Consider the following 16,249-nt stretch of genomic DNA (forward strand, 5'->3'; position numbering starts at 1 on the left):
AACGCTTTGAGGCTGCGGATCATATCATGCTCACAAGCTAAGGAAAACGATTGCGTTACTTTATACTTCCATTGTGATACCTGAATGTGTGGGTGTTTCTGATTAATTCAGAATGGGAAAGAGATAAGATCGATTGATTTATCCGTTACTTTGAACATTGATCCCTGATGATGCCATGAGCCAAGTACACCGCGGTAAAGGGTTTTATCATGCAGAGGAACTTCATGTACCAAAGGGCGGTGGGTATGTCCATGAATCATCCAGTCAGCTTGATGCCGCTCAAAAGTATCAATAACAGCTTGCTGGTTTACATCCATAATGGCTTCGGATTTTCTGCTGTTGACCGATTGGCTGTTGGCTCGCATTTTTACGGCAATTTTTTGGCGGATAGACAGAGGTAGCAGTAGAAACAGACGTTGGACCCACGGGGTATGAACCCGCTTACGATATCGTTGATAATCTTTGTCATCAGTACACAAGGTATCGCCGTGCAGAATAAGCACTCGCTTACCGTACAGTTCCAGTACTTTTTCCTGTGGAAGCAATATGACGCCGCTCTCTTTAGCAAAGCGCGAACCGAGCAGAAAGTCACGGTTGCCGTGAATAAAGTAACAGGTAACACCTTGTTGTTGCACAGTTTTTAATGCGCTAGCGATTTCACGGTGGAGAGGATTGTTATCATCATCGCCGATCCAGTAATCGAACAGATCACCGAGAATATAGAGGCTATCGGCCTGAATGGCATCCTCATGCAAAAAACGCAGAAAACCGGCAGTGATTGCCGGTTCATGTTCGCTGAGATGTAAATCTGCGATAAAAAGTGTGCACATATTCAGTGAGTTATTCGCTGACAGTTACTTTTTCGATGATAACATCTTCGAGTGGTACATCTTGGTGCATACCGCTGCGACCGGTAGAAACGCCTTTGATCTTATCAACAACGTCCATACCTTCGATCACTTCGGCAAAGACGCAGTAACCCCAGCCATCAGGGCGCTCAGAACGGAAGTTCAGGAAATCATTATCAACAACGTTAATGAAGAACTGCGCAGTTGCTGAGTGTGGATCGTTGGTGCGGGCCATTGCCAAAGTACCACGGTTGTTTTTCAGACCGTTATTGGCTTCGTTTTTGATAGCTGCATCTGTCGGCTTTTGTTTCATACCAGGTTCAAATCCACCACCCTGAATCATGAAACCGTTAATAACACGGTGGAAAATAGTATTATCGTAGAAGCTATTGCGGCAGTAGTTCAAGAAATTCTCAACAGTTACAGGAGCTTTGTCGGCGAAAGTATTAATTACGATATCGCCAAAATTGGTATGGAAAGTCACCATAATTGAAATCCTAATAATAGTTTTGACTAACCCAGTTAGGGCATTCGGACCAGGCGGCTTTTATATCACATATACCATAATGAGTCAGTACCTATTAGTTTCAGTAAGCTATATTGATCGCTAGCCTTGCAAAGCGCTTGATATCAGGTTTCAATATCCTATTGGACTATGCCATATCGAGCCGTTATTGATGAGATAGGGACATAAATCCAGAATTATCAATTCGTTATTTTTAACACACGTACAGTGAATTTACGGAAAATCTCGATGCTAAAAATTTTCAATACCCTCAGCCGTCAGAAAGAAGAATTTAAGCCAATCCATCCAGGGAAAGTAGGGATGTACGTGTGTGGTATCACGATTTATGACCTGTGTCATATTGGTCACGGCAGAACCTTTGTTTCCTTTGATGTGGTTGCTCGTTATCTGCGCTATCTGGGATACGATTTAACTTATGTACGCAATGTGACCGATGTTGATGACAAAATCATCAAACGGGCGACAGAAAACAGCGAGAGTTGTGATGATCTGACCGGTCGTATGTTGGTAGAAATGTACAAAGATTTTGACGCGCTGAATATCTTACGCCCTGATCTGGAACCACGTGCGACCCGGCATATCCCGGAGATTATTACACTGACCGAATCGTTGATAAAACGTGGTCATGCTTATGTTGCGGATAATGGCGATGTCATGTTTTCCGTCGAGAGTGATCAGGATTACGGATCACTTTCCCGTCAGGATCTCAGCCAGTTACAAGCGGGGGCGCGAGTGGAAGTGGCTGATGTTAAGCGTAACCCGATGGATTTTGTGTTGTGGAAAATGTCCAAACCCGGTGAACCAAGTTGGGAATCGCCGTGGGGAGCGGGCCGTCCGGGTTGGCATATTGAATGTTCTGCCATGAACAGTAAACAGCTAGGTAATCATTTTGATATTCATGGTGGTGGCGCTGATCTGATGTTTCCCCATCATGAAAACGAAATTGCACAATCTACCTGCGCTCATGATGGTCCGTATGTGAATTACTGGATGCATTCAGGGATGGTGATGGTGGATAAAGAGAAGATGTCCAAATCGCTGGACAATTTCTTTACTATCCGCGATGTATTGGAATATTACGATGCAGAGACGGTGCGTTATTTCTTGTTGTCAGGCCATTACCGCAGTCAACTTAACTATACAGAAGATAACCTAAAGCAGGCCCGTACCGCACTTGAACGATTTTATACAGCTCTGCGAGGTACAGATGCTTCTGTACGGCCAGCCGGTGGTGAAGTATTCGAGGCGCGTTTCATTGAAGCGATGAATGATGACTTCAATACGCCAGAGGCTTATTCGGTACTGTTTGATATGACACGTGAAATCAACCGCCTGAAATCAGAAGATATGGACGCAGCGAATGGCTTAGCGGCTGAATTACGCAAGTTGGCGGGTATTTTAGGTTTATTGCAACAAGAACCGGAGCAATTCCTGCACCGAGGTGTTCAGGCTGACGATGAAGAGACTGCGAAAATTGAAGCGCTGATTAAGCAGCGTAACGATGCCCGTAAAAATAAAGATTGGCCGCTGGCAGATTCTGCTCGTAATCAATTAAATGAGATGGGTATTGAACTAGAAGATGGGCCGCAAGGAACAAGCTGGCGTCGTAAATAAGTTCGATGTGTTTTTGGTGTTAATTTATCATTTAGGCTCCCTGCTGAGGGAGTCTAAGATTGAGGGTTAATCTCTATTGTTCCATTTGTTGCTTGGTGAGATCTCCTGATTAACAGATAAGGCAAGTCTGAAAAAAATGTTTATGATTTTTTGAATAAATTTAAAAAAATTCTCTGGCTTATAAAATTTCTATTTAAACAGATTGGAATCTTTTAATTTCTCCGGGCTGGATATCTATAAAAATATATTGATTGTAATTTCTGCATGGATACACCCAATAATTTATAGTCATAATATTTCAAACGACTATTTTCTTTAATAATAATTTTAGTAATATCCGTTTGGGTAATTAATTGATAATAATGATATTGTTGATAAAGTTTTTTTACTTTTATTGAATAATTTATAACTTGTAAAATAATAACGATTAACCATCTAATTAATAAATGATGAGGTAGTGAATGTAATTGTTATTGTTTTTGAGCCAGACTGTGATTATTGTGAATTATAATGAGTTATTGACACAATAATTTAATATGTTAATTGCAAAATGATATTATTTAATCTAAGGAGAATATATGAGCCCAAAAAATGATTTTAAAGCTTTTTCTATTAGTAATAATGCAAACGTGGTGAGCCAAGAAGGATATGAAGAAAGCCGAAGTTTGAGTACTGGATTTCCACCTGAGAATATTACCACTCACTTATTAAATAAGGTATTACGTCAATCGTCAACAATAGCATCCGTGGTTGCTAATTTTATCGCGACACAATCTGGCGATAATGTTTTAGATGACGGTAATATTGCCAAGCTCTCTGCTCAATTAAACAGGGCGTTAGAACAAAAAATCACTACAACAGCACCAGATGCTTCGTTAACACAAAAAGGGGTTGTTCAGCTTACTGATGTGATTGGTAATAGTGACTCATTGGCAGTAACGCAAAAGCTTGCCCAGGAAATAATAAATTCATTGCGTGAAAATATTAATAGTAGAGTACTTAATACCCGAAAAGTGAATGGGAAGGCGTTGTCGAGTGACATCAATCTGAATGCCGGGGATGTGGGAAGTTACGATAAATCTGAATCTGATTCTCGTTATGGTAATAAAAATACATCCTTAAAAGCGGTAAATGGTTGGTGGAAATGTGGCAATACTGGGATGATATTTCAATGGGGAATTTCAGATGTTACTGCGTATGATAATCCTGATAGACATGTTAATTTCCCAATTCCATTCCCAGAAAAGGTTGTTGTAGTTAGTGAACATGACTATGGAGGTGGTGTTAATAAAGCAGTTTGGCAAATAAATAATATTCAGTTGTCAGGCTTCACTGCGTCAAATCTTGGCATGTTAAGCCGAGGTGTTAAAGAATTTGGGCCGATACCTGGGTCAAGATGTGTCTGGTTTGCTTGGGGATTTTAATATGGAAACCCATGACAATAGTTTTTTGCGTTAATAATCATTCGTAATGCAAATTGGATTGATTTCTTTAAATCATTTGTTATTAAATGTATTTAATCGGTTATCTTTCCTATATCAGAATGTTTTATAGATGAAAAAAACAAACCTCGCTATTTTGAACGAGGTTTGTTAACCGATTTTCTGTGTTCCAACGAATTGTAATAATGCAGGAGAGCTAAGTAGCTCTGATTACATTATTATGACTTCTCAGGTAGTTGCACACGAATATTAATTACTCTTCCGTCTGGAATATCGCATGGTTCAGCATCATGGTAATAAACGACTTCTCCTGTTGCAGTTACGCTTTTGACACGCTTATTTTGAGCAAATTCAGGAGCGTCTTTATTTTGACGATGGTAACATTCGATGGTTATATCACCGTTGGTTGTGTCTACCGATTCACGAACCCAAATGAGATTTAACCCGTTACTGTCTGCCGGAATGATAGTACCGCCGTGAATTCCCCAGGCACCATCTTTAGCAAAACCGTTGCAGCCGCTGATACGATATTTCCCTGTATCTATACGCTTAACCGTCACTCCCTCAGCTTCGCTGGTTAACTCGTAAGCTCCGTCTGGATGAATATCTACAACTGGGCTGGATACTCTGAGAATGCCGTTAGCGTCGGAGCGGGCGTTTTTATCTGTCCAAAGTCGGCTAACTTTTGTATTTCCACCTCCATCATTTCCGTGAATAAAGCTAATACCGGCATAGTCATAATGCGCGATAAATCCTGCCCATATGTCATGCATTCTTGTTATATAGCCGCCTGACCACGGATATCCAATACCACTATCATTCCCTGAAAATCTGAATGAATGACCACCCTGCGGCAATGATTTTATCCATGCGGTAAGATCACTTATATTCGCTTGATTAATATACTTTGGCTGGATAAATTCAGCTCCTTCGGATTTTGCATATGCTCCAATATCTGCCGCCGTTGGTTTATTTTTTGTTGTATAAATATCAGTCCAATCTTCCTCAAAGCCGTAATTATCACGGGCGGAACGATAAGCAATCCCACCGTTTCTGTACTGCACTTTCAATTGAAAAGCTGGGCAGCTTCCAGCGCCGTTATTGAAATGAGCAATATGCGAAGAATCTATCCCAGGTCTCAGCAAGTCATATAACCCGGTGTTTGCGTTCCAGGGGACTGGATTATTAACAGAGTATCCGCCTGCTAATCCGAGCTTAAATGCCCCAACATCCGCTGCTGTTGGTTTATTTTTTGTTGTATAAATATCAGTCCAATCTTCCTCAAAACCATAGTTATCACGGGCGGAGCGATAAGCAATCCCTCGGTTTTTGTACAGTACTTTCAACTGAAAAGCTGGGCAGCTTCCTGTGCCATTATTGAAATGAGCGATATGTGAAGAGTCTATTCCAGGGTTCAGTAAATCATATAACCCTGTATTTGCGTTCCAGGGGACTGGATTACTAACAGTGTTGTTTCCTGTTAATCCGAGCTTAAATGCCCCCACATCTCCGGCATTCAGGTTGATATCCCCGGTTAACGCTTTCCCATTAATTTTTCTACTATTCGGCACCGCGTTTTTAGCTAAATTGCCGGTTTCGGCTAAGCCGAGATTCTTCACAAATGCGTTTTTATCAGGAATGTCTGCGCCATTTTGGTTTTTTGCTAATCTGTTGTTAGCATTATCATTTACATCAGAAACAAGTTTTTGAGTGGCTGCAAGTGAATTACTGTTGCCTGTTTTATCTGTGAGTTGAACAATTCCTTTCTGAGTTAGTGAAGCATTTGGAATTTCTGTCGCGATCTTTTTTTCTAAGGCTTTATTTAACTGAGTAGTGAGTTTGACTATATCCCCATCATCCAGAACATCATCACCATATTGTGTCGCGATAAAATTAGCTATTGTAGACGATATTGCTGAAGATTGACGTAATACCTTATTGAGCAAATGAGTGGTAATATTTTCTGGTGGAAATCCAGTCTTTAAAGCTGGGCTTGCTTCATATCCTTCTTGGCTTACTACGTTAGCATTATTACTAATAGAAAAAGCTTTAAAATCATTCTTGGGACTCATATACTTTCCTCAAATTAAATAATACTATTTTATAATTAACATATTGAATTATTGTAAAAATAACTCCCGCCAACTCCCGCTGATCATAGTCTAGTTAGGAATGAGAATAATGGAATATTCTTATATCTTATAAGATTAATTATTTTTGTATGGTTGGTGGCAATAAATAACTGTAAATTTTGAAACCAGAAACATATCAAAGCTATTTGTATTTAATATATGAAATTTATATTTATATTTCTTCCTGCGGCGTCTGTCAGACGTACGGTATATTTTTTGTTTTTAGCGATTGACCAGTTTGTTCAAAACGGATTGAGTTATATTAAATGATCTACTATTTGACGGGGTTATTTAGTAATAGAAAACATATTACATTTGTTCTGAATAATATGTTTTCTATATCATGACGCTCTGTTTTATGCCTGTTTCTATAACTTCATATTACCAAGAATTAAAGTCACAGTAATAATGGATAATAACGTTGTCCATGTAATAATAGATGCCATTGCCTCATGATCACCACCCATTTGTTTAGCTAATATATAAGCATTGCCTGCACAAGGCACTGCGGAATATAGAATAGCAATGTTTGCGGGAACGCCTGATACACCTAAATATTTTATTATCAATATGGTGATAAGTGGCATTAAAACCAACTTAAGTATAGTCGCATAGGAAATCGAAAGTATCTTTTTTATATGCATGCTGATGATCAACCCAGCTCCTACGGACATTAAGCTTAATGGTGTAGCTGCGTTCGATAAGTAAATAAAAAGTTGCCTGATTGGGCCGGTAATATGAATGTTAAAGTAGTTTAGCAATACTCCAATAATTGCACCAATGATTAGCGGGTTTTTAGCTAAAGCAAGGATAGCGCCACCGAGACTTTTCTTACTTCCGTGACCATAATGATTCATTACGAGTACGCTCATAATATTGGTAATAATTATCATATAGGCCACAAAAAATCCGGATAATGCGACTCCTTCACTACCGAATAGTGATTGTGAAAGTGCTATAAAAACATATGAATTATATCTAACTCCTCCTTGGAAAATGGATGTAAATAGATTTGGTGTAGTGTTAAAGAAAAATCTACCGATGAAAATAATAATAGCGATTATTATTGTTGAACTTATGGTTGATACGATTGGATAGAAGTTGTCAGAACCAGAGAAATTAGCCTCACTAATATCTAATATTAATAAGCAAGGAAAGAAAAGATAGTAAACAAACTTATCTGAAAAATTCCAGAAACTAGAAACGTCCTTTATATATATTTTAGATAGGAAGCCAAGAGTAATTAGCAAGAATATAGGTAAAATTGAAAAGAAAACATTTAACATCTGATAGCCCTTTTAGATAGAGAAAACTCTATGTTCTATTTGGTTTAAAGCTCCCGGGGATTCTCTCCCTTGTCGTCGCGAGGCATCTTGAAATCCGTAGGGTATATATTGATGTTTTATGATTTTTCTAAGAGGGTATATTTCCTTGGGGTTTATAGATGTTCGTTGTTTATTTAGGGCTGATATTACTCTGATAAGTAGAAAAGACATCATGGCGGATTTAACTAAATGAATATATAAATCACTACCGGTATGATCGTAATCAATTTTATTTAATGCTAAAAAGAGGTCCTGTTTTTCTTGCATGGTTAATTGAAATATATTTTGGTAATCCATTTATATTCTCTTTGAAAAATAATAATGTTAGTTAACCCTAAAAGTAGGAGTATATTACATATATTATTTTTCTTTAAAACCAAAATTAACAGATAGTGTGATTTTAATCACCAAAAATAAAATGATTATATTTGATTTTTTTAAATCTTAAGGTGTGATAAAAATCATTTTTTTAATAGGTAATGATCACTGTAGCTAGATAGTCTAAAGATTAAGTAGGATGTATTAATGGAAAAATAAATTGATTTATCTGTAGCCCTACAATTGACAAAAAACGATAAAAGTTATGTGGTTGCATGAATACGCCTATATTAAATAGGCTGGCATGATTACAGTTATATGTTAACTGTTTCGTTAAATAAGAATACTAAGATTCTTCTTGTAAAAATAACTATATAATTTTATGAGAATTCAATGAGCATTTATTATAATTACTCTATGCTTTATCTAGAATAAAGAGACAGTTCTTGAAGGGTTATTACTTCATTTTATTAATATTTGAGTGGCTATTTATTTTAATTACAGTAATTCCAATATCTTCAAATTTCTTGATGTGATTATTGATAATGATGATGAGTTATCGGGATTATGAGCAGTGATAATAATGATCAGACTCCAGCCGCCATTGTCTCACATCTGAACTGTCTAGATTGGTGGGACGGTAGGATAGTACTGATAAAACCAGCTAATGATACTGCTAATTATGCTCATTTCGCCTGTATCGGAATAGGCATGATTTTGAAATCATGTGCGATACTAAATTCTGCTTCCGTTTTTTCTCGCAGAGTCTCTAATGTGACATTTGGGGAATGTTCTTTCAGGATTAACTGGCCCTGTTCAAAGCAGAAGACCGCTAATTCAGTGATAATCATGCTGACTTTATTGATGGCGGTGAGTGGCAGAGTACACTGCTTGAGGATTTTTGCTGAACCGTCTTTGGTGCAATGTTCCATTGCAATGATGACTTTACGTGCGCCAGTGACAAGATCCATTGCTCCTCCCATACCAAGGACCATTTTCCCCGGTATCATCCAACTGGCTAGATTGGCGTGCTGATCAACTTGCAGACCTCCCAGAATGCAGGTATCTATGTGACCACCGCGGATTAAGGCAAAGGAGAGGGCGCTGTCAAATATAGCAGCACCGGGCAAGATGCCACAGGGTTTTCCGCCAGCGTTGACCAAATTGGGATGTACTTCTGTAATAGGTCCAAGGCCCAGTATGCCGTTTTCTGATTGGAGAGTAATATGAATGTGATCAGGCAGATAGTTCGGGACTTGTGTAGGAATGCCGATGCCAAGATTAACAACGTCGCCGTCTTGTAGTTCGAGAGCTGCACGGTGGGCAATAACTTGTTGAGCATTCATGATTAATTTTCTCCAGGATAAACGATGTAGTCGATCAATGCGCCGGGTGTTATCACGCAGTCTGGTGTAATCTCGCCGACTTCAACCAGCCTATCGGGTTCAGCAAGCGTGATGTCCGCTGCCAGAGCGATCACTGGGTTAAAATTTCGGGCGCTTAACTGGTAGGTCAGATTACCGTGATAGTCAGCAAGATGAGCTTGAATCAACGCGAGATCGGCGCGTAGCGGGAGCTCCAGCAAATAGTCTGTTCCATTGACGGTGATTTTTTGTTTTCCCTCTTCTACAACAGTACCTACCCCGGTTGGGGTCAGGAATCCGCCCAGACCGGCTCCGCCGCAGCGAATACGTTCGATCAACGTACCCAAAGGAACCAGTTCCACTTCTATTTCTCCAGCAAGCATTTTGCGTCCGGTTTCTGGATTAGTGCCAATATGTGAGGTGATGACTTTTTTCACTCGGTTATTAACCACAAGGGGGCCGATACCAACGTCAATCCCGGCGGTATCGTTAGCAATGATGGTCAAATCTTTGACGCCGGAGTTCAGCAATGCGGTGATTAAGTGAGGGGGTGTACCTACGCCCATAAAACCGCCAGCCATAATAGTCATGCCGTCATAAAAATGCTCCATAGCTTGTTGTGTGCTAATAAGTTTATTTTTCATATTGATTCCCTATATAGGATATGTTGGACATAGGCGAATGTCCGTAAGGCAATGAATATGCCAGTAAAGCAATATCTTCAGAACGTCCCCGGAGGGGAGAAAGATGAATAGCGTTAAGGCGGTACAGTTTGGCCTGTAGGGTAAGGGGCATTTCTCCAACTTTCACTGTATCGCAGCACAACGTCATCATTTTTGGGCTGTTAGTCAAGATTCGATCCCAATGGTAGCTGCCGGATAGGGTACGATATCGTTGGTTGACTTCCTGCTTCATCAATTAGCCTCCGAGAAACCTCGCTGTTCAGAATAGGGGGAAAGGTGGTAATTGGGAGTATAGAAAGCGTTGCCGAATGGGAGCAAGGGGGAAAATGGGTAAGTGTGAGGGGCTTCTAATGGGTTTGGTTCACTTTAGTCTTATAGGTGTATGGCGTAGGGATGAGCTATTGGTACTGAGAAGTACGGTATTGTATTCAACACCGTACCTTGAATCTATTTGCTAAGATAATTTTAGGTGAGGGTTTCTAAGAGAAATAGTTATTGTTCCGACCTGATTACCATTACGGGTATCTTTTCCATAACTGAAATCAAAATATTTCATTTGGTCTCCGGTTTCTACTACCGTTCCATTAATCGCTGTGAAATTTTTGCGGAGCATTGTGTTAAGTCCATAGGCATTAGCATCTTTTGGTGCAACATCAATGACGACTTTTCCTGTGTTTTCTTTTCCTTCGGCCATGAAGTTGAATACACCTTTAGGGTAATCTTCTCTGTGAATATCTAATGGAAAATGGATACCATCCAGAGAATTGAGATTTAATAAAGTCGTTCCGGCTTTTAGAGTGAAATTTGTGTCGAATAAAGGTTGACCTTGTTCATCTAAATCAGCTCTTATGTTTAATATTTGAGAATTTATTAACATCTGAGCATTATCTTGTAAGATAATATTGCTATTGTATATATTGACCAGATGGCTTTTAAGCATAGCCTTAGACGATTCAGTGATAGAGAAATCACATTCCAGTGAAATATTACCTTTTATCATTTCATTTTCTTGCTGTATTTCTACCGAAGCCTCTACAGTAAGGTGGCTTGACCCTGATATAGCGACTGCTGATTCTTCTGGTTTCGGTGTTTTATTTTTAGGACCGCTAATTCTTACTGTGTTTGCCTTTGTTATTGCGAGGGTACTTGAGTTTTGTAATTTTATTCTATATCTATTTTGAACTTGAGAATTAAGATGGAAATTAACAGGTTTTTCTTTACTTCCTGATATTATAAGATTGCCTGAGGAGATGTTTATTGTTTCTCCTAAAGTTTTATCTGTATTTTCTGCCTTATGTTCTATCTCATATTGCTCTTTAAGCTCAGATGGCCTGGGCCAATGAATATCGTGTGCTTTAATGCTATTTGTATTATCCGTATTCAGTGTTAATGTATTTTCTCCAGCGTCCATTTTGAAGGTGAAACCAATGTTTTTATCGAAAGAGCTTGATGGAGTAATAGTTTGACTGCCGTGTTGATGACCGTATAATTGATCTTCATCAGGGACCCAGATAAATTTTTCGCTCATTAATTTTACCCTTTTTTGAGTTAATATTATTTCATTATTAAATGTAGATTAATATAAATATAGTTCAAAATAAGTAAGTTTCAAGATACTTTAGCCTATTTTATTGTGATTTTGTTGCTGATCAATGGAGCTTGATATCAGCACTTTTTCCTGTTTTTGATAGAGCTTTTTCAACGGTTTATTTATGTAAGGAATGGTATTATAGGAGAATAGTTTATTACTACTTGCTAACTGAATAATGTGGTTTAAATGCAAATTTTATTGAGCATAATTGGTGAAGAGAGTTGTTTAAGTTTATAAAAAATTCTTTGTGATTGAAAAAATAACGATAGGTGAAAATCCTGTGTCAGGATAGTTATGTTTGGTGGGGCACTGATGTAATCAATACATATTATGTATAATTCGAAGACGATATTATTTTCAAGCTGAGAATTTTACTCTATCTAAGTAATTTTTTGTCACTGTAGGGGATAGAGGACTTATATTGTTTTGTTATCTTCTTACAGATATCTTTGTTGGGAATTTAATCTATTTGTTGTGTCTGTTTTGCTGGATAAGTTGATGTTAGGTAAGCTTATCAACGCATTTTAATAGGTTGTTATTATCTTATTTCTTGTCGTATAGAAAATTAAGGCGCCGGATTGAAATCATCGGTTTGCCTATATGTGATTTAAATCTCAAAAAAGAAAATTTCTAATTTCTGTACACTTTATTGTCGATTGTTAAATGAAGTGATTCTCTGACGAGGAGCTGGTTGGGGAAATATGTGAAAAATACTATAATGCATTGTAAATACTACAATAATCATAAAATTAATTGCGAATACATCTAAGTGTGATGATTTTTAGGATGGCTAATTTTATTGTGAAATAATAATAAGCATGAGATGATATTATTCTGTTTTATATTGTTTGTCGGTATTTAGAGAGGAGTAATTATCTGATTTTATTTTTTTAGATAAATGATTCTGTGGTTTTCAATATCTCAATATGAAGATGGATAAAATATCATGAAATAATTTTGGAATTTAGTGGCAAGGAGTAGAACTTTGGCTATATTTAATTAACAACGTAACATGATAAATAAAAATAGTAATGCCTTCTTGGAATAGAAGGGCAAGTTTTACGTCAACAATCCATTTCAAGCTTAAGGAGGTGCTCAGAGATTAGTTCATCAATTTAATTAAGTCAGGGTTTATATTTAATTTTTAATGTGAAGATGAATGTTATTCAAGATTCTATGACGTTTTTTATAATTTTCTAATAATATAGGTGAATGAAATGATAGAAAAAACAGAGCGTATTGCAGAATTAGAAAAGATTATCGATTCACAATTAACTTCATCTATTTATAGTGTTAGTAATTTCGTAGGTAACGATAATGATGTACATTTGACTGGAGGCAGTCTGACGAGAACATATACGATTATGCCAATGGAGACAGTGTGGGGCATATATGCAAGCGTTCCAATTATAGGTCCTAATACGGATATTAAAATTATTAAGCCACTTGATTTCCATGTTATGACAAAGTATTGGGAAAATGTTGGAAAGATTTGGTTATTCCAGGAAGCAAGAGCTATTAATGGTGTTATTAAATATTGTGTAGGTGATAATTTTAATTACTTAGCTTCAAGAGAAGCGCAAGGTAATAATAATAGTGGGGGAAGTAAAAATCTGAAAGTTGTGTGTAGGGTTCCGGGAGATTTGAATACTGCTCAAATGATATTGTACTAACACAAGATAGTTCGGTTTTTAAAGTAGAGTTTTTACAGATTAATTGTGTTCTTGATATATTATAAACTGGTTGTAAACTCGAATAAGCTTTTTTAAGGTTATAAATGAAAAGAGACATGATTGCTTGACGAGTTCTCTGGTTTTTAATTCTGGATTTAAGGCTACACTCCGATGTAGCCTTATCTTTTTATTTTAATATAAGGTATTGTATATTTTGTTTGATATTTAGAGAAATAATGTGTGGCTTGCTAAATATGTGTAATATTACTGTGTTTGTATTTTCATGAGCATAGAATGATATTCTTACCATTTTAAGAAATTACTGAATATAATAACACAGAGTATTTGTGATGACTGTTTGTGAAGTGATAACTCGATCTTTTTCGGTTTTGTTAATTCATGTTAAATATATTGTTGAAGTATAAAATTGTTTAATTCTGGGTTTTATGAGTAAATTTACACATTAGATATCATTTATAAAGTATGTGTTTTATAGTTTACCATGATTAAATAATAGCTGATTTATATCGATGTTAAGTGGTACATTACCTTATTTGATATCGTACCACAAAGAGTAAAATTAATTTTGAACTGCTAAACATTTACTTTTTGATATGATTGGTATTGATCTTTAAGTGATATTGTTATAATCATAAATTTATGATCATTTTTTAATTGGTCTGGTTTATAACCAATATTAAAATAATCTTCGTGTTTTTCTTTTGTAATTATTTTATTATTGATAGCTATTAGTTTTTTGTCAAATATCTTATTTATATTGTCTTTTATATTATTAGGATTTTGTTGTGAGAATTCAATCATAATTTTTCCTTCATTCTTGCCTTCTGTAGTAATGAAATTAAATAGACCTTCTGGATATTCTACGTTGTCAAGGTAGAGTGGGAAATTGATACCATCGAAAGATTCTAAGTTTAGTAAAGGAGAACCTGCTTTAAGCTTGAACCATGTCTTGTTTTTTTCTATGTCATTTTTTTGCATTATGCCATTATTAATCAAGGTCACTGTCGATTTATCTTGTATGCTTATATTGCAGTAATTAAAGTTTCCATCTCCAAGGTAGAGATTACTACTTTCAAAAGTGAGCTTAGATGATTCACTTAAAGAAATTTCACTAGCTAGAAATATAAAAGCCGGAACATCATCTTCTATTTTTGTTGTTTGTTTTATTTCAAATTCACTGTTCCCTGACATTATGAGTTTTGGCGGTTTATTGGAAACGACATAATCTATAAACATAAATACAGTTCCTGGATTTTTGATGCTTAAGGAGCCTGAATTTTTAAGAATAAAATTAGCGCTTTCAGAACACCCTAAATAAGCAACTGTATGGCTTCTATCAACTGTATGGTTTTGATCATTTAGCCGATAGTCTACTAATAGTGTTCCAGCAGATACATTTATATCTAATCCTTTGCCGCTATCAGTCATTGTTCCATCATTGTGACGATTAAATTTTGGCCAATAGATAGGTATATTATCAGAATCATTTTGTAGTGTTAATATTTCACTTTCAGCGTTCATTGTGAAATTGGCACCACCTAACTTATCGAATGAATCTGACTGAGTAGATGAAAGAGTAATAGATCCAGTTCCATAATCTTTGGTATATACCTGAGAATTATTTGGGTCCCATTCAAAGACTGTGCTCATTTTTAACCCCTCATAAGGATGAATATTTTTTTTCATAATTAAACATAGTTAAAATAAATATAGTTCAAAGTGAGAGAGTTTCAAGGTATTGAATGAGATTATTGTATATTTACTCAAATTTTCTTGCTAGAAATAAATTCAATTACAGTGCATAGCATAATGCCCTTTATGTCAATAATTTTACCTAAAAATATATTTTATTGTAATTCGGTTATTGTTTAACACTGGAATTAATTATTAACATTATTCCATATTTCTCTTATAGCGTCTCTTTAATTATTACTTTGTTATTAGGATGGTTACATTACAGATGAATAGCCCTGGAATTATCTAACGCTTGTGGGGATAATTGAAATATTTATCCAGTTTTAAAGTAATATCATAGATATAACTTATAATGTATGGTCATAATATTTCTTTTTGTCAGTATTTTTCCATAGCGATTTGCATTATTTAAAGCATATAAATATTATAGTGAATTGATTTGTCTCAGTTTTAATTTAAGTGCTGTTTGCCCGGAATTTATTCATGTTGCTCTGTCTAATTAATGCTTGATGAATAAAAAATAATATTTAACTCACTGGAATTTTGTAGGGTAAATAATATCATTTTAATGATGACCATTTGAAATCAATATATGGTTTTTTCATATTATATTCCAATTGACTTGTAATAATGTGAAAGATGGACTACTTTTTTAATGTGGATATATGAAGCTCTCCGATTCACTAAAGAATATTGATTATATAATTTTATTCAGAAATTAAATATTATTTAAGAAAGATATTTACATACCTAAAATAGCTATGAAAATTAATTTCAATTAGTTAATACCATTATACGATAATTGAATGATTCTTAAAGGATATATAAATATGAAGAAATTTATGTTAGGAGTATTGCTTCTCGGGATTGCGTCTGCCGCAAACGCAGGCAATGGAGCCGATAGGTCTATTGAACTAACTGATCAAGAGTGTATTGCGCAGTGGTATATGTCTAGTGCTTCCCAGTCTTGTGATATATTATCAATTTGGAAACTCGGAAATGATACTTGTGCTATTA

13 protein-coding genes are annotated in these 16,249 nt (G+C 36.2%); 3 read left to right on the forward strand and 10 right to left on the reverse strand.

Annotated elements, in window-relative coordinates; translation table 11 throughout:
• Positions 1 to 107: 107 nt before the first annotated feature.
• On the reverse strand, positions 108 to 830 hold the full coding sequence (gene lpxH / locus BA1DRAFT_RS00455) for a UDP-2,3-diacylglucosamine diphosphatase (RefSeq protein WP_036775225.1): 723 nt from the start codon (positions 828 to 830) through the stop codon (positions 108 to 110).
• 10 nt (positions 831 to 840) lie between these two features.
• The gene (gene ppiB, locus BA1DRAFT_RS00460; RefSeq protein ID WP_011147946.1) at positions 841 to 1,335 is read right to left on the reverse strand and encodes a peptidylprolyl isomerase B; all 495 of its coding nucleotides are present in this window, start codon (positions 1,333 to 1,335) and stop codon (positions 841 to 843) included.
• Between the two features lie 267 nt (positions 1,336 to 1,602).
• On the opposite strand from ppiB, the gene cysS reads away from it, so the two are divergent.
• Entirely contained in the window at positions 1,603 to 2,988 is a 1,386-nt protein-coding gene (gene cysS, locus BA1DRAFT_RS00465) for a cysteine--tRNA ligase (protein WP_036775227.1), read from the forward strand.
• 578 nt (positions 2,989 to 3,566) lie between these two features.
• On the forward strand, positions 3,567 to 4,412 hold the full coding sequence (locus tag BA1DRAFT_RS23845) for a gp53-like domain-containing protein (RefSeq protein ID WP_235200933.1): 846 nt from the start codon (positions 3,567 to 3,569) through the stop codon (positions 4,410 to 4,412).
• A 236-nt stretch (positions 4,413 to 4,648) separates the two neighbouring features.
• Here BA1DRAFT_RS23845 and BA1DRAFT_RS00475 read toward each other — a convergent pair whose 3' ends face one another.
• The 7 genes from BA1DRAFT_RS00475 to BA1DRAFT_RS00505 all read right to left on the reverse strand — a co-directional run bounded on the left by BA1DRAFT_RS00475 (position 4,649) and on the right by BA1DRAFT_RS00505 (position 11,780).
• Positions 4,649 to 6,502, reverse strand: a complete 1,854-nt coding sequence (locus BA1DRAFT_RS00475) for a phage tail protein (protein ID WP_036775229.1) — start codon at positions 6,500 to 6,502, stop codon at positions 4,649 to 4,651.
• Between the two features lie 428 nt (positions 6,503 to 6,930).
• Complete coding sequence (locus tag BA1DRAFT_RS00480; RefSeq protein ID WP_036775232.1) at positions 6,931 to 7,848, reverse strand: AEC family transporter; 918 nt, start codon at positions 7,846 to 7,848, stop codon at positions 6,931 to 6,933.
• A gap of 12 nt (positions 7,849 to 7,860) precedes the next feature.
• Complete coding sequence (locus BA1DRAFT_RS23685) at positions 7,861 to 8,184, reverse strand: hypothetical protein (RefSeq protein WP_036775234.1); 324 nt, start codon at positions 8,182 to 8,184, stop codon at positions 7,861 to 7,863.
• 707 nt (positions 8,185 to 8,891) lie between these two features.
• Complete coding sequence (locus tag BA1DRAFT_RS00490; RefSeq protein ID WP_036775236.1) at positions 8,892 to 9,551, reverse strand: CoA transferase subunit B; 660 nt, start codon at positions 9,549 to 9,551, stop codon at positions 8,892 to 8,894.
• A 2-nt stretch (positions 9,552 to 9,553) separates the two neighbouring features.
• Positions 9,554 to 10,213 carry an acetate CoA-transferase subunit alpha gene (gene atoD, locus BA1DRAFT_RS00495; RefSeq protein WP_036775238.1) on the reverse strand — a complete coding sequence of 220 codons (660 nt, stop codon included), beginning with the start codon at positions 10,211 to 10,213 and terminating at the stop codon, positions 9,554 to 9,556.
• The gene (locus tag BA1DRAFT_RS00500; protein ID WP_036775239.1) at positions 10,203 to 10,484 is read right to left on the reverse strand and encodes a hypothetical protein; all 282 of its coding nucleotides are present in this window, start codon (positions 10,482 to 10,484) and stop codon (positions 10,203 to 10,205) included. The genes atoD and BA1DRAFT_RS00500 overlap by 11 nt, the downstream gene beginning before the upstream one ends.
• A 222-nt stretch (positions 10,485 to 10,706) precedes the next feature.
• Positions 10,707 to 11,780, reverse strand: a complete 1,074-nt coding sequence (locus tag BA1DRAFT_RS00505) for a hypothetical protein (protein WP_036775241.1) — start codon at positions 11,778 to 11,780, stop codon at positions 10,707 to 10,709.
• 1,280 nt (positions 11,781 to 13,060) lie between these two features.
• Between BA1DRAFT_RS00505 and BA1DRAFT_RS00510 the strand changes: the two genes are divergently transcribed.
• The gene (locus tag BA1DRAFT_RS00510; RefSeq protein WP_036775245.1) at positions 13,061 to 13,516 is read left to right on the forward strand and encodes a hypothetical protein; all 456 of its coding nucleotides are present in this window, start codon (positions 13,061 to 13,063) and stop codon (positions 13,514 to 13,516) included.
• Positions 13,517 to 14,110: 594 nt separating this feature from the next.
• On the opposite strand, the gene BA1DRAFT_RS00515 is transcribed toward BA1DRAFT_RS00510, so the two are convergent.
• The gene (locus BA1DRAFT_RS00515; protein ID WP_051560607.1) at positions 14,111 to 15,187 is read right to left on the reverse strand and encodes a hypothetical protein; all 1,077 of its coding nucleotides are present in this window, start codon (positions 15,185 to 15,187) and stop codon (positions 14,111 to 14,113) included.
• Positions 15,188 to 16,249 lie beyond the last annotated feature (1,062 nt).

This window comes from Photorhabdus aegyptia (genome assembly GCF_000612035.1).
GTDB lineage: Bacteria > Pseudomonadota > Gammaproteobacteria > Enterobacterales > Enterobacteriaceae > Photorhabdus > Photorhabdus akhurstii.